The following is a 19,796-nucleotide window of genomic DNA, read 5'->3' as shown; positions in this document are numbered from 1 at the left end:
TGGCGCGTGAGGTGGGCACCGAGGGCAATCTGGGCGGCCAGGCCACGGTCCGGGGCGTGTCGGGCACCTGGAAGGACCTCACCGACAACGTCAACTCGATGGCCGACAACCTGACCAACCAGGTGCGCAGCATCGCCCAGGTCACCACGGCGGTGGCCAAGGGCGACCTGACCAGGAAGATCGACGTGGATGCCCGCGGCGAGATCCTGGAGCTGAAGACCACCATCAACACGATGGTGGACCAGCTGTCCTCGTTCGCCGCCGAGGTCACCCGCGTGGCCCGCGAGGTCGGCCGGGAGGGCAGGCTGGGCGGCCAGGCCGAGGTCGAGGGCGTCTCCGGCACCTGGAAGCGGCTGACGGAGAACGTCAACGAGCTGGCCGCCAACCTGACCCGGCAGGTGCGCGCCATCGCCGAGGTCACCAGCGCGGTCACCTCCGGCGACCTGACCCGGTCGATCACGGTCGACGCCGAGGGCGAGCTGGCCGACCTGAAGGACAACATCAACTCGATGGTCAAGTCGCTGCGCGAGACGACCAGCGCCAACGAGGAGAAGGACTGGCTCAAGTCCAACCTGGCCCGCATGTCGGGGCTGATGCAGGGCCACCGTGACCTGGCGGCCGTCGCCGAGCTGGTGATGAACGAGCTGGCCCCGCTCGTCGGCGCCCAGTACGGCGCGTTCTTCTCGGCCGAGGAGAACGAGCTCCAGCTCATCAGCGCCTACGGCTACCCGGCCGACCCGGGCAGGCCCACGAGGTTCCGGCTCGGCGAGGCGCTGGTCGGCCAGGCCGCCCGCAGCCGCAGGACGATCACGATGGCCGACGTCCCGCCCGGCTACATCACGATCTCCTCGGGGCTCGGCAGGACCGATCCGAGCTCGGTGATCGTGCTGCCGATCGTGGTCGAGGAGCAGGTTCTCGGCGTGATCGAGCTGGCCTCGGTGCAGGCGTTCACGCCGGTCCACCGGGCCTTCCTCGACCAGCTCATGGAGACCATCGGGGTCAACCTCAACACGATCGTGGCCAACGCCCGCACCGACGAGCTGCTCAAGGAGTCCCAGCGACTGGCCGTCGAGCTGCAGGCCCGGTCGGAGGAGCTGCAGCAGCAGCAGGAGGAGCTCCAGCGCTCCAACGCCGAGCTGGAGGAGAAGGCCACGCTGCTGGCCCGCCAGAACCAGGACATCGAGACCAAGAACCTGGAGATCGAGCAGGCCAGGCAGGAGCTGGAGGACCGCGCCCACCAGCTGACGCTGGCCTCGACGTACAAGAGCGAGTTCCTGGCGAACATGAGCCACGAGCTGCGCACCCCGCTCAACTCGCTGCTCATCCTGGCCCAGCTGCTGGCTCAGAACCACACGCGCAACCTGACGCCCAAGCAGGTCGAGTACGCCGGGATCATCCATTCCGCCGGCTCGGACCTGCTCCAGCTGATCAACGACATCCTCGACCTGTCCAAGGTCGAGGCGGGCAAGATGGACATCAACCCCGAATGGGTGCCGTTGCGGCAGCTGCTGGACTATGTCGAGGCCACGTTCCGGCCGATGACGTCGCAGAAGAGCCTCGACTTCCGGATCACCACCGGGCCGGGCGTGCCCGCCGACCTGCTCACCGACGACTCGCGGCTGCGTCAGGTGCTGCGCAACCTGCTGTCGAACGCGGTCAAGTTCACCGAGACCGGCGGCGTCGAGCTGCGCATCGAACCGGCCGCGCACGGCGAGCTGCCCGCCGCGGTGCGCCCGCACGCCCCCGCCATCGCGCTGCGCGTCATGGACACCGGCATCGGCATCCCCGAGCAGCAGCTCGAAGCCATCTTCGGCGCGTTCCAGCAGGCCGACGGCACCACCAGCCGCAAGTACGGCGGCACCGGCCTCGGCCTGTCCATCAGCCGCGAGATCGCCTACCTGCTCGGCGGTGCGATCACCGTCCGCAGCACGCCGGGCCAGGGCAGCGTGTTCACCCTGTACCTGCCGGTCGCCCAGCCCGGCGCCGAAGGGCACGCGCTGCCGGCGGCCGGTCAGCCGCGGCGGCTGCTGGTGATCGAGGAACGCCCGCACGGGCTGCTGTCGCTGGTGACCGAGAGCGTGGTGAGCGGCCTGGCCGGGGCGCCCGACCCGCTCGGCGGGACCGTCCAGGTGGTCGAGGCGAGGGGCGCGGAGGAGGCGGCGAACCTGCTGGCCGCCGAGCCGTGCCACTGCGTCGTGCTCGACCTCGACCTGCCCGACCGGACCGCCCACGGCCTGCTGGAGGCCATGGACGGCGACCCGCGGCTGCGCGGCGTGCCGGTGCTGGCCTACGACAACTGGCGCTCCGGCCCGTCGCGGGACGCGCGCGTCGGCGACCGGCCGCTGGAGCTGCTGTCCAGCCTCGACGAGCTGCGCGAGCGCATCGCCCTGCACCTGACCGCCGACCAGCCCGGCGACGTGCTGCCGCTGGTCAGGTCCCGGACGGTGGGGGCGGCGTCGGGCCGGGAGATCGACGACACGCTGTCCGGGCGCACGGTCCTGGTCGTGGACGACGACGCGCGCAACCTGTTCGCGCTGACCAGCATGCTGGAGATCCACGGCATCGACGTGCTGCACGCCGAGAACGGCCGCAAGGGCATCGACACCCTCACGGCCCACCCCGAGACGGACCTGATCCTGATGGACGTGATGATGCCCGAGATGGATGGCTACACGGCGATCGAGACGATCCGCGGCATGCCCGGCTACGCCGACCTGCCGATCATCGCGGTCACGGCCAAGGCCATGCCGGGCGACCAGGAGAAGTCGCTGGCGGCCGGGGCCAGCGACCACGTGACCAAACCGGTCGACGCCGACCAGCTGATCGAACGCATCCAGCACTGGATGGATCCGGCCTGACCCGGTGAGGAGTCGCGCCATGGGGAGTTCAGCCGAGGAGACGGGCCTGGCCAAGCTGGCCGCGACCGTCGAACGCCTGCGCGCCGAGCTGCACGAGGTCCGCCGCGCCGCCGACGACCGCGCGCTGGTCGAGCTGGCGAAGGGCATCCTTGTCGAACGCCTGCGCTGCGCCCCTGCGCAGGCCGCCGACCAGCTCGCCACGCTCGCGGCCAGGACCGGGCGGCCGCTGGCCGAGCTGGCGGCCGACGTCGTCAACCGGGCCGCCGACGACCCCATCGCCGACGCGTCCCTGACCGGCGCCGCCGGGCTCGACGGCGGTCCGGAGCCGTCCGCCGGGCACGCGGCGGCCGCGGTGCGGCTGCGCACGGCCGAGAGCGCCGCGCTCGGCGCCACGGACGTGCAGGCGGCGGCCCACGCCGTGCTGGAGACGGCCCTGCTGCCGATCGGCGCGACGGCGGTCGCGGTGTGGGCGGCCGGCCCGGACACGTCGCTGACGCTGGCCGGGTACGCGGGCTTCAGCGCCGAGGAGGCCGGGCTCTGGCGGCAGGTCCCGCCGGGCCTGGTCACGCCGGCCACCAGCACGCTGATCGAACGCCGCACCCTGTGGCACACCACGCAGGGGCCGCCCTCGATCGGCCGCCACCAGCTGACCGGCGGCCGCGTCACCGCGCTGGCCCGGCTGGGCGGACGGGTGCTCGGCGTCCTGGAGATCTGCTGGCCGGGCGACTGTCCCGAGCCCACGCCCAGGATGGAACGGCAGATCGAGGCGCTGGCCGACCTGTGCGCCCTGACCCTGAACTCCCCCGGGCCGCCCGCGCGCGCCGGCGCCGCCCTGGCCGAGCTGGCCGCCCTGGCCGACTCCATGTCCGACCCGGCGCTCGTCCTGGTGCCGCACCTCGACTCGCAGGGGCACATCGCCGACTTCCGCGTCCACCACGCCAACGGGTCGTCGGCGGTGCGGGCGGGCGGGCTGCTGCTGGAGGCGTACCCGTTCGCGGCCGGGGAGCTGCTGGCCAGGATCGAGCACGTGCACGCCACCGGCGAGCCGTTCCGCGCCGCCGACATGCCCTTCACCGCCGCCTCCACGGCCGAGGTGAGCATCACCCGCCACGGCGGGAGCGTGCTGCTCGTCCGGCGCGACCACGACGACCAGGCCCGCCTGCTTGAGCACGCCCAGCGTCTGGGCCGGATCGGCGGCTTCGAGGAGAACGCGCTCACCGGCGAGATCATGTGGAACGCCCAGATGTTCTCCCTGTACGGCCTGCCGCCGGACGCCCGGCCGGTCCCGCTGGAGCGCCTGCGCGACCACGTGCACCGCGACGACGAGGTGGCCGTGGGCCTCTTCCTGCGCACGGTGCTGCATCACCGGCGGCCGGCCGCGACGGCGTTCCGGCTCGAACGTCCCGACGGGGTGGCCCGCCATCTGCGCGTGGTGGCCGAGCCGGTGTTCGCCCCCGACGGCCGGCTGGCCGGGCTGCGGGGGGCCTACCAGGACGTCTCGCCCCAGCACTGGACGGAGGTCGCGCTGGCCGTGACCCGCGACCGGCTGGCCCACACCGAACGGCAGTCCGCCGCCCGTAACCGCCTGGCCCTCCAGCTCCAGCACGCCATCATGCCGCCCGCGCACGGCCGCATGGACTCCTTCGGGCTGCGCATCTCGGTCCGCTATCGTCCGGCGCAGAAGGAGGACCTGGTCGGCGGCGACTGGTACGACGCGGTCGTGCTGCCGTCGGAGTGCATCCTGCTGTCGGTGGGCGACGTGGCCGGGCACGGCGTCGAGGCCGCCACGGGCATGGTGGTGCTGCGCAACGCGCTGCGCGGCCTGGCCGCCACCGGGGCGGGCCCGGCCCGGCTGCTGAGCTGGCTCAACCTGGTCGCCCGGCACCTGGCCGACCGCATGACGGCGACCGCGATCTGCGGCCTGTACGACCCCGCCACCCGCGTCCTGCGCTGGGCCAGGGCCGGGCACCTGCCGCCGATCCTGCTGCGCGGCGCCCAGGGCACGGAGCTGCCGATGGTCAAGGGGCCGCTGCTCGGCGCGTTCGCCGACGCCGTCTACGAGGAAGGGCGCCTGCAGCTGGAGGCCGACGACACGCTGCTGCTCTACACCGACGGCCTGATCGAGCGGCGCGACCACAACCTGCGCCACGCCCAGGACCGGCTGCTGGCCGTCGCCTCGCGGACCGCCGCGACCCTCGACCACCGGCTCGACGACCTGCTCACCCACTGCAACTCCGACACCGACGACGACACCTGCCTGATCGGCGTGCACGTGCGCTGAGCCGGGCGTGCGAAGGGGCCGGGCGCCGGGTCAGGCGGCGGGTCAGGCGGCGGGCGGGAGGAGGCCGAGCCGGTCGAAGGCCGCGGCCACGCTCGGGGCCAGCGCCGCCGGGTCGTCGCCGGCGACGGCGCGGCCGGCGGTGTAGCAGGCCAGCGCGAGCTGCGGGGCCAGGGCCGCCGTCTCGGGGGTGGCGCCGTGCTCGCGCAGGACCTCGGTCATCGTCTCGGCGAAGCGGCGCTGCTTGCGCGCCGTGCGGTCGCCGAGCTCGGGATGATCGGCGATCAGCCGTTCGCGCAGGACGTAGCGGCCGGGGTCGAGGGTGGCCCTGGCGCACAGGGCGAGGGTGAGCTCGCGCACCTGGGCGAGCGCCTCGGGCAGGCCGGGCGGACGGTCGCCGCGCAGCTCGCGGTGGTGGGCGGCCAGGCCGTCGAGCCAGTCGTGCTCCCCCGCGAAGACGACCTCCTGCTTGTCGCCGAAGTAGCGGAAGAACGTGGTGCGGCCCACCTCGGCGCGCTCGGCGATGTCGGCGACCGTCACCTCGTCGTAGCCGCGCTCGGCGAAGAGCCGGTAGGCGGCCTCGATGATCTCGTCGCGGGCTCGCTGTCGCTTGCGGGCGCGCAGGGAGGGCTCGGTCACGGGCCCAGTCTAGCGGTCATGGACGGCGTCCCTTATGGTACTCAGTACCATTTGAAACTGGATTTCATTGGAGTTGTCATGCGAGCCGTGCAGATCACCGAGTTCGGCGGTCCCGAGGTCGTGCGGGTGCGGGAGGTGGACGAGCCGCGGCCCGGCCCCGGCCAGGTCGTCGTGGACGTCTCGCGCTGCGGCGTGAACTTCGCCGACACGCTGATGCGCGAGAACGCCTACCTGGCCGCGACCACGCTGCCGGTCGTCCCGGGCGGCGAGGTGGTCGGCAGGACCGCCGACGGCCGCCGCCTGGCCGCCATGCTGGAGCGCGGCGGGTACGCCGAGAAGGCCGCGATCCCGGAGGCGTCCGCCTTCCCGGTGCCCGAGGAGCTCGACGACGTCGCGGCGGTGGCCCTGCTGGCCCAGGGGCTGACCGCGTGGTGGCTGGTCCGCCACACCGGCCGGGTCCAGGCCGGGGAGAGCGTGGTCGTGCACGCGGCGGCGGGCGGCGTCGGCTCGCTGGCGGTGCAGCTCGCCAAGGCGGCGGGCGCGGGCCGGGTGATCGCCTCGGCGAGCACGCCCGCCAAGCGGGAGCTCGCCCTGTCGCTGGGCGCGGACGCCGCCGTCGACCCGGCCGCCGACGACCTCACCGCGGCGCTGCGCGCGGCCAACGGCGGCGAGCCCGTGGACGTGGTCCTGGAGATGACCGGCGGCCGGGTCACCGACCAGAGCCTGGCCGCGCTGGCGCCGTTCGGCCGGCTGGCCTTCTACGGGATGGCGGGCGGGGTGGAGCCGCAGCCGGTCTCGCCGCGCGCGCTCCAGCCCCGCTCGGCCACCGTCAGCGGCTTCTGGCTGCTCAACGCCTTCCAGCGGCCCGCCGTCCTGGCCGGGGCGTACGCGGAGATGGCGGCGCAGGTGATCGCGGGCGAGCTGCGGGTGGTCGTGGGCGGGGACCGTCCGATGTCGGAGGTGCGGCAGGTGCACGCGGAGCTCAGGGAACGGCGTACGACCGGCAAGCTCGTGCTCGACCCGCGCCGGTAGGAGCTCCTAGGAGGCGGTCAGGCGGCGGCCGAGCCGCTGCATCGGACGTTCGAGGAAACGGTAGGTCAGCCGGCTGCCCGGCAGCACGAGAGCCAGGAAGAGCACGCTGACGCCGATCTGCAGAGGCAGCGGCGACCAGCGCATCTCCCCCGCCACCTCCATCACCACGAGGAGCACCGGCAGGTGCACCAGGTAGAGGGAGTAGCTCATCAGCCCGAGCCAGGTGAGCACGGCGGGCACCCGGCGGGCCCGCCAGGCCAGACCGGCCGCGAACGTGAGCCCGGCCAGGACGACGGTCGTGCCCCACACGTCCGGCTGCACCCACCACCACCCGGCGCTGAGCGCCCAGACGGGGGCGACCGTCACCAGCGAGGCGGCCAGGGCCACCGGCCACAGGGAGCCCTGGCCGCTCTCCCACCGGCGGATCGCCGTGCCGGTGAACATGACCGCGAGGATCGCCGCGCCGAACCACGGGACGCGGCTGCTCAGCAGCAGCAGGGCCAGGGCCATGACGCCGAGCGCGCACGCCGCCACGGTGCGCAGCCGGCCGGAGACGACGCCGGCCAACCCGGCGGCGAACACCGCGAACGACATCCACGACAACCAGCCGCCGGTCAGCGGCGCCGCGCTCAGCGCGAGGCCCGCCACGACCGCGGTCACCCCGAACGCGACGGCGACCAGGCCGCGCCGGTCCCGGACGCCGGTCACGAACAGGGCGGTGACCATCAGGTAGAAGACCATCTCGTAGGAGAGCGTCCACATCGTGTTCATCACCCCGGCGACGCCGACGACGTCCAGCAGCATCGTGGCGTGCGCCGCGGCCGAGGAGGCGTCCCTGGGCACCTCGGCGCGTACCGGGATCCACCAGGACAGGGCCAGGACCACGGCGATGACGGCCAGGTAGAGCGGGTAGAGGCGGAAGGCGCGGCCGATCCAGAAGGCCCGCACGTCGCCGTGCCGTTCCAGTGACGACGGGATGATGTAGCCGCTGACCAGGAAGAACACCAGGACGCCGTACACGCCCAGGTTGAAGAAGGTCGGGCGCAGCCAGGGCATGGCCCAGGTGGTCAGGTGCTCGCCGACGACGGCGAGCGCGCCGATGCCGCGCAGGGCGTCCAGCCAGGCGAGCCTGGACGCCTCCGGACGAACGACCTGGGGGGTGCCAAAGGGAGCAGTCGTCACGCATCCCAACGTATCGGTCCCGCCGGCAACACCCGGGCTCCCCCAGGGGCAGGACGGCGGGCCGCCCAGGCGGTCCGGGTGCCGCGCACGACGAGCTCGCGGTGGCGGAGGGACTCCGGCGAGTCGGCGGAGAGCAGCCGGTCGAGGGCGGCCAGGTCGGCGGCGGCCAGGTGCCCGGCGAGCCGCGACCGGTAGCCGCTCAGCACCGCCCGCGCGTAGCGGACGGCCCCCGGCGGCGCCGGACGCACCTCGACCGGGAAGTCGCGCCGCGCGGCCACCTCGAACCCGGCCGCCGCCAGGACCGGCCCCCAGTCCGGGTACGGGTCAGGACCGCTGCCCGCCAGCGCCTCCCGGCAGCGCGCCTCCAGCGCCGCCCCGGCCTCGTCGGACAGCAGGCGCGGCATGCCGTCCATCTCGACGACCGCCAGCAGCCCGCCGGGGGGCAGCGCGGCGTGCACCTCGCGGAGCAGGCGCGCCGGGTCCTCGACGTGGTGCAGCGACGCCGCCGCCCACACCAGGTCCGGCGCGCCGAGCGGCGGCAGGGCCGCGTCCAGGTCGGTCTGGAGCAGGCGCACCCGCTCCCCCAGCCCCTGGCCGCGCGCCGCCGCGCGCAGGCGGTCGAGCATGAGCGGCGAGCGGTCGACCGCGACGATGTCGGCGGCGGGGAACCGCCGGGCCAGGGCCAGCGTGCCGGTTCCGGTGCCGGCGCCCAGGTCGGCGACCGTGCGCGGGGTGCGGTCGGCCTGCTCGCCGACCCAGGCGGTCAGCTCGTCCAGGAACGGCCCGAGCACTTCGGCGTCCAGGTCGAGCAGGTCCGCCAGGGCCGATTCGTCGCCATGGTGATGTTCGTGGTGGTGATGTCCTTCCATGGCTTCACCGTAGGGGGCTCCTGCGCGTGCGGCATACACTCTTGCCTATGACGCAAGAAGTCGACCTGGACGCCGTGGTCCGGCGGCGCATCCGCGGCCTGCGGCTGGCCCGAGGGTGGTCGCTCGACGCCCTGGCCGCGCGATGCCGGCTGAGCCCGTCCAACCTGAGCCGCATCGAGACCGGCCACCGCCGGATCGCCCTCGACCAGCTCGTCCCCATCGCGCGGGCCCTCGGCACGACGCTCGACCAGCTCGTCGAGTCCACCGAGGACGACGACGTGGTGATCCGGCCGCTGCCCTGCGACCACCCGGGGATGACCGTGTGGCTGCTGTCCCGGGAACGTTCGCTGCACGGCGTCACGGTGGCCAAGATGCGCATCACCCCCGACCGGCCGCTCGAACCGCAGGCGCATCCCGGGCGCGAGTGGTTCACCGTCCTGTCCGGGACGGCCCGCCTGGTGCTGGGCGAGCGGACCGTCCTGGTGCCGGCGGGCGACGCCGCCGAGTTCTCGACCATGACCCCGCACGCCGTCGGCGCCCACGACGGGCCCGTGGAGCTGCTCACCATCTTCGACCACGACGGCGAGCGCTCCCACCTGCACGCGGGCCAGGCGTAGGCGCGGCGGCCGTCAGGCGCAGACGCACTCACCGTGCGAACGTCGCACATACCGGCGTCCGACCGTCGGGGAACCGGCTGATTTACTTTTGCGAGGCAAAAGTAGATGCTACGGTGAAAGTACTTCTGCCGAGGAGGTCCCATGCGCGATCACGGTGACGCCCACGCCGCCCGTCAGGCGTTGCAGGCGGCCGAGGCGGCGCGGGCGGCGGCCCGTTCGCGGCCGGCCGCCCCCGGCTGGTTCGCCCCGGCGCGCGGGCTGCTGTTCGCGGTCGGTGTCGGGCTGGTGAGCGGGCCCTGGCCGGAGCACGGCGCGGTGCTGGTGGCGGGCATGGCGGTTCTGCTGGCCTTCCTGGCCGTGCACGCGGCGGTGATCAGCCGCGGCGGGGTCATCACCATGCCGGGCGGCCCGCTCCCCCGTCGGTTGATGAACCAGCTCGGCCCCGCCACCGTCTACGCTCTGGGCTGGCTCGCCGCCATCCCGTTCGGGCAGGGCGTGGGCGCGCTGTGCGCCGCCGTGCTCGGCGGGGCGGCGCTGTGGACCGTCACGGCACTGGACGGCCATGCCCGCTGACCCCCGGCTGGACGAGGTCATCCAGCATCCCACCCGGCTGACCGTCATGGCGTTCCTGTCGGGCGCGCTGGAGGCGGAGTTCGCCGCGGTCCGCGACTACGCCGAGATCTCCGACGCCAGCGTCAGCCGGATCGTCTCCGCCCTGCAGGAGGCCGGCTACGTGCACGTGCGCAAGGGTTACGTCGGCAAGCGCCCCCGCACGTGGCTCTCGCTGACCCAGGAGGGCCGCCGCGCACTGGCCGGGCACCTCGACGCGCTCCAGGCGATCGCCGAGACGGCCCGCCGGAGCGCCGCCGACCCCACCTGACCCAGGCTCGCGCAGACCTACGGGGCCCGGCTGTTCTGGGCGCCCGCAGATTCTTGACGGGAGCCCGGTCAGCCGCCGCCGGTCCCGGCCGGGCCCATGCGGCCGGTGGGCCACGGGGTCTCCGGGTGGGCCTGGCGCCAGGTCAGCAACTGGCGGTCCAGCCGCTCCCGGTCGGTGAGGCGCGGCCTGGCCGGCCGCACACCCGTACGTTCGAGCAGCTCGCTCGCGGCCTCCGCCAGCCGCAGCCGGGCTGGCGCGAGCCGGCGCCGCAGCAGGTCGGCGGTCACCGCCGCGGTCAGCACCGAGGCCGGCCACAGCGCGGCCCTGCCCAGCCCGCCGCTTCCCGCGATCTGGCCGCTCCCCTTGCGATGGTCGATGCCCGTGCTCTGGTCGCCGTCGCCATGCCGCATTCGTCAGCCTCCGGGTTCGTCTGGGGACCGTGGGCGTGCCGGAAGTTTCTGCACTCATGGCGCTACCCGGTCCTGCGTCCCTCATGCCGCCGACTTGCGAACGGCGGCGGTACACGTTTGAGTGGCCGCCGGCGGGAAAGCTGGAGACTGGCCCGCCACCCCATCCGACCCCGCCACGCGAGACGATCATGACCCTTCAGTTCGAGCTCCAGTGCCCCATCAGCACTGACCTTGCCCTCATCAGGGACCTGATCCGCGTCCACGGCCGCCACTGCGGGCTGCCCGCCGACCGGCTGGAGGACCTGGTGGTGGCGGTCAACGAGGCGGTCACCAACGTGCTGGACCACGGCGGCCGGACGGGCATGGTGACCTCCCGCGGCGGCGCCGACGGCGTGGTCGTCGAGATCCTCGACGTCGCCGGCCGGCTCACCCACGAGCACCTGGCCTCGGCCCGCCTCGACCCGACCGCCTCCCACGGGTACGGCCTGTGGGTCATCCAGCAGCTCTGCGACGAGGTCGTCCTGGAGCAGACCGGGCTCGGCTCGCTGCTGACCCTCGACCTGCGGGCCCGTCGCGGGGCCGGCCGCCTGGACGCGCGCCGCGCCGTGCCGGCCTGACCCTTCTCTCTCCGCGAAAGAAATCTCGGCGGACGACGTCCGGTTCCGTCGGTCCCGTTCGTCACCATGGTGAGACGCCGTCCGACCGAGGAGCACGAGATGAAGTACATGATGTTCGTCTGCACCGACACCGAGCCCGACACCGACCAGGAGAACCTGCCCGACGTCGAGGCGTGGGTGGCCGAGAACGACGCCCGCGGGCGGCGGGTGCGCGGCGCGGTGCTGGCGCCGGAGTCGGCCGCGACCACCGTGCGGGTGCGCCGCGGCGAGCTGGTCCTGTCCGACGGGCCGTTCGCCGAGACCAAAGAGGTGATCGTGGGCTTCGACCTGCTCGAATGCGCCGACCTCGACGAGGCGGTCGAGGTCGCCCGCAGCCACCCGATGGCCAGGCACGGACGGCTGGAGCTGCGGCCGTTCGCCGACTTCGAGCAGTGAGACGGCACCTGGAGGAGGCGGCGGCGGAGGCGTACCCGCGGATCGTCGCCGCCCTCATCCGGGTCACCGGCGACTGGACCCTCGCCGAGGACTGCGCCCAGGAGGCGCTGGCGCTGGCCGTGCGGCGGTGGCCGGAGGAGGGCGTGCCGTCCAACCCGGGCGGCTGGCTCATGACGGTGGCGCGCAACCGCGCGATCGACGCGCTGCGCCGCGTCTCGATCGAGCGCCGCAAGCTGGCCGAGGTGGCGGCGCTGGCCCTGACCGTCCAGGACGGGCCCGGGGACGGGCGGGAGGAGGAGGTCGTGGACGACCGGCTGCGGCTCGTCTTCACGTGCTGCCATCCGGCGCTGGCCCTGGAGTCGCGGGTGGCGCTGACGTTGCGGACGATCTGCGGCGTGCCCACGGCCGACCTCGCCCGCGCCTTCCTCGTCACCGAGTCGGCGATGACCCGGCGGCTGACCAGGGCGAAGCGGAAGATCGCCGAGGCGGGCATCCCGTACCGGGTGCCGCAGGGGACGGCGCTGGCCGAGCGGCTGCCCGGGGTGCTGGCCGTCCTCTATCTGCTGTTCACGCAGGGGTACGACGCCGGCGGCGAGCCCGCGTTCGCCGAGGAGGCGATCCGGCTGGCGCGGCTGCTGCGGCGGCTCATGCCGGAGCAGGAGGAGGTGACGGCGCTGCTGGCGCTGTTCCTCCTGCAGCACTCCCGCCGGGACGCCCGCCGCGACGCCGCCGGCGACCTGGTGCCCCTCGACCGGCAGGACCGCTCCCGCTGGGACCGGGCCGCGATCGGCGAGGCGCTCGCCCTGCTGGCCGCGGTCGAGGGCGGCGGCCCGTACGGGCTCCAGGCCCGCATCGCCGCCTGCCACGCCACGGCGTCCTCGCTGCCCGGCACCGACTGGTCGCGGATCGCCCGCTGCTACGACGAGCTGGCCCTGCTCCACCCCACGCCCGTGGTGGAGCTGAACCGGGCCGTCGCGCACGGGTACGCCCACGGGCCGCGGGCCGGGCTCGCGCTGCTGGAGCGCTCCCGCGCCGAGCTCGACGGCCATCCGCTGGCCATCGCCGCCGAGGCCGACCTCACCGCCCGCGACGGCGACCCGGCCCGCGCGGCGGCGCTGTTCCGGCGGGCCGCCGCCGTCGCCCACAGCGACCAGGAGCGCCGTGCCCTCCTCACCCGCGCCACCGAGACCGCGCGCGGCACGGGAGCCTGAGCGGGGACCCGCCGGCGGGGTGCCGGGGCGTGCCGGCGGGGGTCAGTCGGCGGAGTGCCGGGGGCCGGGGCGGGCGCCGCGTGCCGTGAGCCAGGTCGCCAGGTCGTCGGCGCCGGCGCGGCGGGCGGCGTCCAGCGGGGTCAGCTCGTCGTAGCCCACCCAGCCGAGGTCGCCGCCGCGCTCCAGGAGGAACGCCGCCGCCTGCGACTGCCCGCCGTGGCAGGCCGCCCACAACCCCTGCGTCACCTCCGCCCGCGACGGCGTCCCGGCCTCGAACGCCGCCGCGATCCGGTCCATGAGCCCGAGGGCCGCGGCCTCCCACAACCGGGCGGACGCGCCGCGCTCGACGAGGCGGCGGGCGGCGTCCCACTGGGCGAAGGCGCACGCGTCCGACAGCGCCGTGCCGCCGCCGATCACCGCGCCGGTGGCCTCGACGTCGGCCCCGGCGTCCAGCAGTGCGTCGAGCACGGGGACGTCGTCGCAGCTCGCAGCCCACATCAGCGGCGTCTCGGCGTGCGGGCCGGCGAAGCGGGCGTCCACCTCGGCCCCGGCCGCCACCAGCTCCCGTACCAGGGCGGGGCCGCCCGGCACGTGGCCCGGCCAGTCGGTGAGGACGTGCAGGAGGGTCCGGGACACCCCGCCCGCCTCGCCCAGCCGGACGCGGGCCAGCCCGGCATGTCCGGACAGCAGACGCCGTACGCCGTCGAGGTCGCCGAGCCGCACGGCCGCCGCCGCCGACACCGCCAGCGGGTCCGCCGCATCCAGGTAGCGCATGCACCCATTGTCACGAGCCCCGGCCCGTCCCGCCACGGATCAGCCGGAGACCGTCCCGGCCGGGCGCGGGCTAGGTTGGGCGGCATGGGCACCGAGCACGCGCACTACGTGATCGTCGACGCGGGCGGCCATCGGGTCTGGTCACGCCGGGGCGGCGCGGGCACCTTCTACGGCGACCTGCTGCGCGGCCCCGACCGGCTGGCCGCCTTCGTGCGGGAGCAGGAGCACGGCCACGCCCTCGGCTGGGGCGACGCGGTGCGCTGGCAGGCCGTGGCCGTGCTGGACGTGTCCCGCCGCCTGCTGCTGGTCCACTGCTCCCTGGAGATCCGCGGGCCCGTGTGGCGCACGTCCGTGCCGGAGATCCGGGCGTGGCTGGGCCTGCTCGCCGCGCGGTGGCCCGGCTGGACGGTGAAGTGGGCGGCCCGCGGCCTCCACGAGGTCATGGAGCACCTCGGGCTCGGCTACGACACCGTCGCCGGCCTCGACGACCCACCGGCGCCGCTGCCGCCGCAATGGGGTCAGGGCCCGGCGGAGGACGACGACCTGTCGGTGGTCGCCGACACCCTCGTGGCCGTACGGGACACCACCGGGAGGCTGTCGTTCGCCGGCTGGTGGGGCACCGGCCTGGCCCGCGTGCTGCTCGCCGGCCCCGCCGCCCTGCTGAGCCCCCAGGAGCTGGCGACGCCCTTCGCGGCGCTGGAGGCCGTCCCCTGGAACGGCGTGCACCTCGACGCCGCCGCCCGCACGCTCGACTGGTGGTCGCTGGACTGCTCGCTGCCCCCGTCGCGGCCGGCCGAGCGCTGGCCCGGCTGGCGGCTGACCTGTCATCAGGACGCCTTCGAGGAGGTGGCCGCGCTCGCCGCCCCCGAGCTCCTGCTCGACCTCGACGGCCCGGACGCCGCCCTCCGCCGCGTCACGGAGTGGTTCGGCCGCCCCGCCCGATAAATCGGTCAGAAACAAAAGGGCGGAAGACGGCCGGGCCCGTCGCATTCGCACTTGCACTTCTACGCCTTGCCCGGAGTTGACGCCATAGGGCCCCGCCGGCGCACAGCTCGCGGGGCGCCGGAAAACCGTGTGCCGAAGCCGGGAAGCGACGGCGGCGCGCACGCGGGAGCGGCGCGGACACATTGAAGCACACCTTTGAATTCATCTTCGATAAGATGCGCGCCGCCGTGGCCGCCGCCTTCCCGCGGCTGCGCCGTCCGCGTGCGCGCGCCGGGCGGCCCCGCGTCCGCCGCGACCGCCCGCCCGCCCCGCGACCTGGAACATGACCCGGGCATTCCCAGGTGAGATACGCGAGGCGGCCGCCGTGACACCCCGGGCACGCGCGGTTCCGGCCGCGTTTGAAATGCGTTTGACAGGCGGTGTGCCCGGCGAGTTCTCCGCGTTCACCGGCGCCGGGCCGAGCTAAGTTGCCCGCACGCTACTGAAGGGCGCTACAGTACGCAACAACCGTATCGAGCATGGAGTGCCACCATGGCTAAGCAGATTCAAGAGATTCTCATCGACGATGTAGACGGTGGGGAGGCTCATGAGACCGTCGTCTTTGCACTCGATGGCAGCAGCTACGAGATTGACCTTCATGAGGAGAAGGCGGACGCGCTGCGGAAAGCACTGGCGCCCTTCATCGTGAAGGCCCGTCCTGTTCGCGTGGATCGCGGTGGGCGCGGGCGCCGGGCGGCCGTCACCGGCAGCCGCGCGTTGAGCCGGGAGAAGTCTTCGGAGATCCGGCAGTGGGCCAAGGCCAACGGCCTGCCCGTCAGCGAGCGCGGCCGCATCGCCGCCTCGGTGGTCGAGAAGTACGAGGCCGCCCACTAGGACGCCCACCAGGACGACGTCAGGAGCGCGCGGGCCGGCGGAGCAGTCCGGCCAGCCTGAGCGCCGCCACGACGGCCACCGCGAGGTGCGCCGAGACCAGGGCGATCTGGTAGACCCGCTGCCCGGCTGTGAGCTCGGCGGCGTAACCGCCGTCGTAGAACCCCGACACGAAGGCCAGCACCCCGGCGACCGCCATGAGGGCGCCGATCACGTCCATGGCGAGCAGGACGCCGACCCCGCCGAGCAGTACCGGGCCGAGCGCCCGTCCGGCGGGGACAGCGGTGGTGGAAGTCGGCATGTCCGTCTCCTGTCAGAGCGGTCCGGGTGACGGCTTCCATGCTCGGCGAACGCCCTCGGCGGAGAGACCTGGGAACGACCTGTGACGGACTTGGCGCCGGCCTGTACTGCCCCGGCCGGAAGCCGTGCCGCGGTGACCGCGGGCGGGTGCGCCGCCCGCGGCCACCGGCGGGTCACTGGACGGTGATCTTGTCCACCTCGACGGTGATGCCCTTGACCTGCGGGGTCGAGGTGGCGGTCGTGATCTTGCCGACCCCCGCGCTGACCCCCTTGACCTTCATCGAGTACGTCAGGCTGCCGCCGGGCGCCCCCGGCGTGCTGGTGACGACCAGATCCTGGGTGGGCGGCCCGGAGATCTGGGCGCCGGCGGTGCCCTCGGCGTTCTCGGCGCCGACCGTCAGGCCGTAACCGGCGGGCGGCGAGCCGGGCAGGTTGCCCGGGTCGTAGGCGTAGCTGACGTCCTCCACGCCGTTGAGCCCGATCCACTGCTGGAAGACCTTCAGGTCGGTGGTGCCGTAGAGGTTCAGCCGCCACTCCACCACCAGCCAGTCGTTGACCCCGTCGGTCAGGATCGTGGCCAGGACGCCCGGCGCGGCGGTGCCGTCCAGGTCGGTCCAGTAGGGAGCGAGCACGCCGTTGGGCCGCGCCGGGTCGGGCAGCGTCTGCGGCGTCGGTGAGACGTCGTCGCCGGTGGCCCCGCCCGCGACGCTGTAGCCGTCGGAGGTGACGCCGAGCCGGGTGTAGCTGCGTCCGGCGAACTGGAAGGCGGGCACGGTGAAGTTGAGCGCCTGCTCGTCGCCGATCGGGGTGGGCGTGACGCCGAAGGCGTCCAGCGGGATGTAGCCGGCCGGTCCGGCGCCGGGCGCGATCGCCGGCCGGGCGGGCTGGGTGGCGGCCAGCGTCGCCTTGGTGGTGGCGACCTGGGTGCCGACCTTGGTCGCGCCCGTGACGCCGTTGAGGCGCAGGCGGGCGTCCAGGGTGCTGAGCGCGGTCACCTCGGCGTCCTCGTACGTGGTGTTGCGCACGGTGACGGTGCAGGTGGACTCGCCGGTGTTCCTGGCGATGGTGTCCGGGGCGCAGGTCTGCTCGACCGGCACCGCGCCCTGCTTGCGGTAGAACGCCACCGGCAGGTGCAGCGCGCGCGAGCCGCCGACCTGCTTGAGGTTGACCTGGCCGAAGTACTGGCCGTCGGGCAGTTCCGGCGCGGTGACGACGATGCTCAGCTTGGCGCTCTTGCCGGGCGCGACGGTGAACAGCGGCGGCAGCACGGCGACGGCGGCTCCGCTCACGGTGGTGCCGGAGGCGGTGAAGGTGAGCGACGAGCCGGTGGTGTTGGTGACGGTGCGCTTGGCGGTGATGACGCCGGGCATGGTGGGCGCGTTCACCGAGGGCAGGTTGAGGTCGATCCGGTTGAGCGGGTCGGTGGCCGAGGCGACGAAGCCGGCGGCGTCCTGGTCCAGGGTCAGTCCGGGGTCACCGGCCTTGGTCAGGTCGATGCGCCCGCCGCCCATGTCGAACGGGTCGGCCTGGGTGGTCCTGTCCTGCTTGGTGACCGCGGTCTTCGCCGTGGTCTCCAGGGCCGACTTGACCTGGCCGGGCGTCCAGGTGGGGTGCAGGGCGAAGACCAGCGCCGCCGAGCCGGTGACGTGCGGCGCGGACATCGAGGTGCCGGAGATGACCTGGTAGAGGTTGCCGGGCGGGCCTTCCAGCGGCGACTCGGGGGTCGGCGTCATGCCCGCCATGATGTGCTGGCCGGGCGCGGTGACGTCCGGCTTGAGGAAGTCGCCGCCGGGGCCGCGCGAGGAGAAGTGCGCCATCGCATCGCCCTGCCAGGTGGACTTGGCGCCCTGCGTGAAGGAGGCGGTGGCGCCGGGGTGGGCGGCCAGGAAGGCCAGCAGGGTGTCGGCCTCGGGCTTGTCCACGTGCACCGACGGCAGCCAGTGGGCGTCGGTGAAGACGTCGAACGGGAAGGCGTTGTAGAGGATCATCCCGGCCGCGCCGCCCTGCCTGACGTTGAAGCTCTTCAGCACGCGGTTGGGGGTGCGCTCACAGGCGACGATCTTCCCGGTGAACAGCCCGGGAGGGGCCGGGACGTCGCACGCGGCGCGCGAGTACGGCGGCGCCGAGGCCAGCACGACGGGCAGCGGCGAGGCCAGGCCCGCGGTGATGGACGCGCCCTTGATCGTCGCCGTGGCGCCGCCGCCGGACAGCGTGACCGTGGACTGGAACGTCCTGGACTGCGAGGAGGCGGCCACCGTGGTCACCCAGGGGCCGCGGTGGTCGGTGGTGCCGGCGCCGGGCCCGGAGTTGCCGGCCGAGGCCGAGACCAGCACGCCGGCCGCGTAGGCGTCGAGGAAGGCCAGCTCGACCGGGTCGCTGTAGGGGTCGCTGCCGCCGGAGACCGAGAAGTTGATCACGCGGACGCCGTCCAGGACGGCCCGCGCCACGGCCTGCGCCGAGTCGGAGGGGAAGCAGCCCTGCGCGCCGCACACCTTGTAGACCGACACCTCGGCGGCTGGGGCGATGCCGTGGATCGGGCCGCGGCTGATGCCCAGCGGGTTGGCGTCGGCGACCGGGCCGCCCGCGGAGGTGCTGGCGGTGTGCGTGCCGTGCCCGTTGGAGTCGCGGGCGCTGTCGCCGTAGACCTCGCCGCCGTAGACGGCGTTGTAGGTCTCCATGAACGGCTGGCCGCCGATCAGCTTGTTGTTGCAGGTGAACGGGTCGCTGGCGGGGGTCAGCGGGTTGTCGCCGAAGTTGCACACGCGCGGCGTGCCGTCCTTGGTGGGTCCGGGGGCGGGCAGGCCGGGGGCGGCGGCGAAGGACGGGTGCTCGGGCCAGGCGCCGGTGTCGAGCACGCCGACGATCACGCCCTTGCCCGCGGAGGAGCTGCCGCCGAGCTTGCCGTAGATGGTGTCGGCGCCGATGAACTCGGGGCTGGAGTCGGTCAGCAGCTGCTGCGGCTTGTCCTCCTGGACGGCGACCGCGCCGGGCAGCCGCAGCACGTCGGCCACCTTGTTGCCCGGGACGCGCAGGGCGATGCCGCCGTAGACGGTCCTGACGCGCTGGCCGACGACGGCTCCGGGGACCTTCTTGGCCAGCTCGCCGAGGAAGGCGTTCTCGACGTCCTGGATGTGGGTGCCGTACTTCCTGGCCTCGGCGCTTCTGGTGTCGAGGGCCTTGCCGGTGACGGCGGGGCTGGTGGCCGGCAGCCCGGCCAGCCCGCCCTGGTAGGCGGCCAGCGAGTCGTAGTCCAGCTTGACCATGACGTTGACCGGCGCGGGCGAGGTGACCTTCAGCAGCGCGGCGTCGCTCTTGGCGAGCTTGCCGGTGGGGGACTTGGCGCCCTCGACCACCTCGGCGCCGGTGAGCGGCACCGACCGCCATTTGCCGGGCGGGGCCGGCGTGGCCCGCGCCACGGCCGGGCTCATGGTCAGCACGACGCCGAGCCCGACGGCTAACGATGTCAACCGGCGTAAACGGGATGAGAACGAACGGGACAACACAAAGACCTCCTGGCCGTGGAGCTGCACGAACCCGCGGGCCCGGCCGAGGACGTCATGTCACCCCCACGCGCGCATGCCGGAGAGATCGATGACCCTCCCCGGTGGGTGACGAGCTGGACCGCCGCCCCTCCCCGTGGGCGGGGCGGGTTGGCGTCCGAACCGGAGTGTAGACAGCGATCAACTGGCCGAGAACCCCGCCGCTTTGTCACGTTCCGGCCAATTGGCCCCACCAGACGACCGTCCGCCGCAAAGCTCATATTCGTCCCTCCTCTTCGCCAGAATCCGGCAACGGTGAGCATCACCCCCAATACGGATATCTACAGTTGTCCTATGGGCGATCAACGGGACGCGGCGCCGACGTCAGCGCAGGACGGAA

At 73.9% G+C, this 19,796-nt stretch carries 18 protein-coding genes; 11 read left to right on the top strand and 7 right to left on the bottom strand.

The features are described 5' to 3' along the window. Both ACIBQ6_RS05285 and ACIBQ6_RS05280 read left to right on the top strand, forming a co-directional pair. A partial coding sequence (locus tag ACIBQ6_RS05285; protein ID WP_397210354.1) for a response regulator occupies positions 1–2,858 on the top strand: 2,858 nt, incomplete at its 5' end. Positions 2,859–2,877: 19 nt separating this feature from the next. Further along, positions 2,878–5,139 carry a SpoIIE family protein phosphatase gene (locus ACIBQ6_RS05280; RefSeq protein WP_397210353.1) on the top strand — a complete coding sequence of 754 codons (2,262 nt, stop codon included), beginning with the start codon at positions 2,878–2,880 and terminating at the stop codon, positions 5,137–5,139. A gap of 42 nt (positions 5,140–5,181) precedes the next feature. Here the strand turns inward: ACIBQ6_RS05280 and ACIBQ6_RS05275 are convergent, their stop codons facing one another. Beyond that, positions 5,182–5,775 carry a TetR/AcrR family transcriptional regulator gene (locus ACIBQ6_RS05275; protein WP_397210352.1) on the bottom strand — a complete coding sequence of 198 codons (594 nt, stop codon included), beginning with the start codon at positions 5,773–5,775 and terminating at the stop codon, positions 5,182–5,184. A 78-nt stretch (positions 5,776–5,853) separates the two neighbouring features. Here ACIBQ6_RS05275 and ACIBQ6_RS05270 point away from each other — a divergent pair, with 78 nt between their 5' ends. Further along, positions 5,854–6,807 carry a zinc-binding alcohol dehydrogenase family protein gene (locus ACIBQ6_RS05270; protein ID WP_397210351.1) on the top strand — a complete coding sequence of 318 codons (954 nt, stop codon included), beginning with the start codon at positions 5,854–5,856 and terminating at the stop codon, positions 6,805–6,807. A 6-nt stretch (positions 6,808–6,813) separates the two neighbouring features. On the opposite strand, the gene ACIBQ6_RS05265 is transcribed toward ACIBQ6_RS05270, so the two are convergent. Together ACIBQ6_RS05265 and ACIBQ6_RS05260 are read right to left on the bottom strand one after the other, a co-directional pair. Then, positions 6,814–7,989 carry an acyltransferase gene (locus tag ACIBQ6_RS05265; protein WP_358301352.1) on the bottom strand — a complete coding sequence of 392 codons (1,176 nt, stop codon included), beginning with the start codon at positions 7,987–7,989 and terminating at the stop codon, positions 6,814–6,816. Continuing rightward, positions 7,986–8,858 carry a class I SAM-dependent methyltransferase gene (locus ACIBQ6_RS05260; RefSeq protein WP_397210349.1) on the bottom strand — a complete coding sequence of 291 codons (873 nt, stop codon included), beginning with the start codon at positions 8,856–8,858 and terminating at the stop codon, positions 7,986–7,988. Before ACIBQ6_RS05260 ends, ACIBQ6_RS05265 begins: the two co-directional genes overlap by 4 nt. Positions 8,859–8,905: 47 nt before the next feature. Here ACIBQ6_RS05260 and ACIBQ6_RS05255 point away from each other — a divergent pair, with 47 nt between their 5' ends. The 3 genes from ACIBQ6_RS05255 (at position 8,906) to ACIBQ6_RS05245 (ending at position 10,355) form a co-directional block, all read left to right on the top strand. After that, the gene (locus ACIBQ6_RS05255; protein ID WP_387669628.1) at positions 8,906–9,475 is read left to right on the top strand and encodes a cupin domain-containing protein; all 570 of its coding nucleotides are present in this window, start codon (positions 8,906–8,908) and stop codon (positions 9,473–9,475) included. A gap of 141 nt (positions 9,476–9,616) precedes the next feature. Then, on the top strand, positions 9,617–10,048 hold the full coding sequence (locus ACIBQ6_RS05250; RefSeq protein ID WP_397210348.1) for a hypothetical protein: 432 nt from the start codon (positions 9,617–9,619) through the stop codon (positions 10,046–10,048). Then, a complete protein-coding gene (locus ACIBQ6_RS05245) occupies positions 10,038–10,355 on the top strand; it encodes a transcriptional regulator (protein ID WP_358301360.1) in 318 nt (105 codons plus the stop codon). The genes ACIBQ6_RS05250 and ACIBQ6_RS05245 overlap by 11 nt, the downstream gene beginning before the upstream one ends. A 68-nt stretch (positions 10,356–10,423) precedes the next feature. On the opposite strand, the gene ACIBQ6_RS05240 is transcribed toward ACIBQ6_RS05245, so the two are convergent. Continuing rightward, a complete protein-coding gene (locus ACIBQ6_RS05240; protein ID WP_397210347.1) occupies positions 10,424–10,765 on the bottom strand; it encodes a hypothetical protein in 342 nt (113 codons plus the stop codon). 188 nt (positions 10,766–10,953) lie between these two features. Here ACIBQ6_RS05240 and ACIBQ6_RS05235 point away from each other — a divergent pair, with 188 nt between their 5' ends. The 3 genes from ACIBQ6_RS05235 (at position 10,954) to ACIBQ6_RS05225 (ending at position 13,028) form a co-directional block, all read left to right on the top strand. Beyond that, the gene (locus ACIBQ6_RS05235) at positions 10,954–11,382 is read left to right on the top strand and encodes an ATP-binding protein (RefSeq protein WP_397210346.1); all 429 of its coding nucleotides are present in this window, start codon (positions 10,954–10,956) and stop codon (positions 11,380–11,382) included. A gap of 99 nt (positions 11,383–11,481) precedes the next feature. Next, positions 11,482–11,817, top strand: coding sequence for a YciI family protein (locus ACIBQ6_RS05230; RefSeq protein WP_358301365.1), 336 nt, complete (start codon positions 11,482–11,484; stop codon positions 11,815–11,817). Then, positions 11,814–13,028 (top strand): RNA polymerase sigma factor, encoded by a 1,215-nt coding sequence (locus ACIBQ6_RS05225; RefSeq protein ID WP_397210345.1) that lies wholly within the window; start codon positions 11,814–11,816, stop codon positions 13,026–13,028. The genes ACIBQ6_RS05230 and ACIBQ6_RS05225 overlap by 4 nt, the downstream gene beginning before the upstream one ends. 42 nt (positions 13,029–13,070) lie before the next feature. Here the strand turns inward: ACIBQ6_RS05225 and ACIBQ6_RS05220 are convergent, their stop codons facing one another. Beyond that, positions 13,071–13,802 (bottom strand): ankyrin repeat domain-containing protein, encoded by a 732-nt coding sequence (locus tag ACIBQ6_RS05220; protein WP_397210344.1) that lies wholly within the window; start codon positions 13,800–13,802, stop codon positions 13,071–13,073. An 84-nt stretch (positions 13,803–13,886) separates the two neighbouring features. On the opposite strand from ACIBQ6_RS05220, the gene ACIBQ6_RS05215 reads away from it, so the two are divergent. Next, complete coding sequence (locus ACIBQ6_RS05215) at positions 13,887–14,747, top strand: hypothetical protein (protein ID WP_397210343.1); 861 nt, start codon at positions 13,887–13,889, stop codon at positions 14,745–14,747. Positions 14,748–15,278: 531 nt separating this feature from the next. After that, complete coding sequence (locus ACIBQ6_RS05210; protein ID WP_352330153.1) at positions 15,279–15,620, top strand: Lsr2 family protein; 342 nt, start codon at positions 15,279–15,281, stop codon at positions 15,618–15,620. A gap of 19 nt (positions 15,621–15,639) precedes the next feature. On the opposite strand, the gene ACIBQ6_RS05205 is transcribed toward ACIBQ6_RS05210, so the two are convergent. After that, a complete protein-coding gene (locus ACIBQ6_RS05205) occupies positions 15,640–15,918 on the bottom strand; it encodes a hypothetical protein (RefSeq protein WP_397210342.1) in 279 nt (92 codons plus the stop codon). A 172-nt stretch (positions 15,919–16,090) separates the two neighbouring features. Continuing rightward, positions 16,091–19,384 (bottom strand): S8 family serine peptidase, encoded by a 3,294-nt coding sequence (locus ACIBQ6_RS05200; RefSeq protein WP_397210341.1) that lies wholly within the window; start codon positions 19,382–19,384, stop codon positions 16,091–16,093. Positions 19,385–19,796: the final 412 nt, after the last annotated feature.

The sequence above is a fragment of the Nonomuraea sp. NPDC049655 genome (assembly GCF_044465465.1).
Taxonomy (GTDB): Bacteria; Actinomycetota; Actinomycetes; order Streptosporangiales; family Streptosporangiaceae; genus Nonomuraea.
The sequence above is the reverse complement of the archived record's forward strand: the minus strand, read 5'-3'. Positions and strand labels throughout refer to the sequence as shown.

Excerpts from the sequence above, each read along its gene's own strand:
- ACIBQ6_RS05280 (WP_397210353.1), top strand. The coding sequence starts at position 2,878 with ATGGGGAGTTCAGCCGAGGAGACGGGCCTGGCCAAGCTGGCCGCGACC.
- ACIBQ6_RS05270 (WP_397210351.1), top strand. The coding sequence starts at position 5,854 with ATGCGAGCCGTGCAGATCACCGAGTTCGGCGGTCCCGAGGTCGTGCGG.
- ACIBQ6_RS05260 (WP_397210349.1), bottom strand. The coding sequence starts at position 8,858 with ATGGAAGGACATCACCACCACGAACATCACCATGGCGACGAATCGGCC.
- ACIBQ6_RS05255 (WP_387669628.1), top strand. The coding sequence starts at position 8,906 with ATGACGCAAGAAGTCGACCTGGACGCCGTGGTCCGGCGGCGCATCCGC.
- ACIBQ6_RS05250 (WP_397210348.1), top strand. The coding sequence starts at position 9,617 with ATGCGCGATCACGGTGACGCCCACGCCGCCCGTCAGGCGTTGCAGGCG.
- ACIBQ6_RS05245 (WP_358301360.1), top strand. The coding sequence starts at position 10,038 with ATGCCCGCTGACCCCCGGCTGGACGAGGTCATCCAGCATCCCACCCGG.
- ACIBQ6_RS05240 (WP_397210347.1), bottom strand. The coding sequence starts at position 10,765 with ATGCGGCATGGCGACGGCGACCAGAGCACGGGCATCGACCATCGCAAG.
- ACIBQ6_RS05235 (WP_397210346.1), top strand. The coding sequence starts at position 10,954 with ATGACCCTTCAGTTCGAGCTCCAGTGCCCCATCAGCACTGACCTTGCC.
- ACIBQ6_RS05230 (WP_358301365.1), top strand. The coding sequence starts at position 11,482 with ATGAAGTACATGATGTTCGTCTGCACCGACACCGAGCCCGACACCGAC.
- ACIBQ6_RS05220 (WP_397210344.1), bottom strand. The coding sequence starts at position 13,802 with ATGCGCTACCTGGATGCGGCGGACCCGCTGGCGGTGTCGGCGGCGGCG.
- ACIBQ6_RS05215 (WP_397210343.1), top strand. The coding sequence starts at position 13,887 with ATGGGCACCGAGCACGCGCACTACGTGATCGTCGACGCGGGCGGCCAT.
- ACIBQ6_RS05210 (WP_352330153.1), top strand. The coding sequence starts at position 15,279 with ATGGCTAAGCAGATTCAAGAGATTCTCATCGACGATGTAGACGGTGGG.
- ACIBQ6_RS05205 (WP_397210342.1), bottom strand. The coding sequence starts at position 15,918 with ATGCCGACTTCCACCACCGCTGTCCCCGCCGGACGGGCGCTCGGCCCG.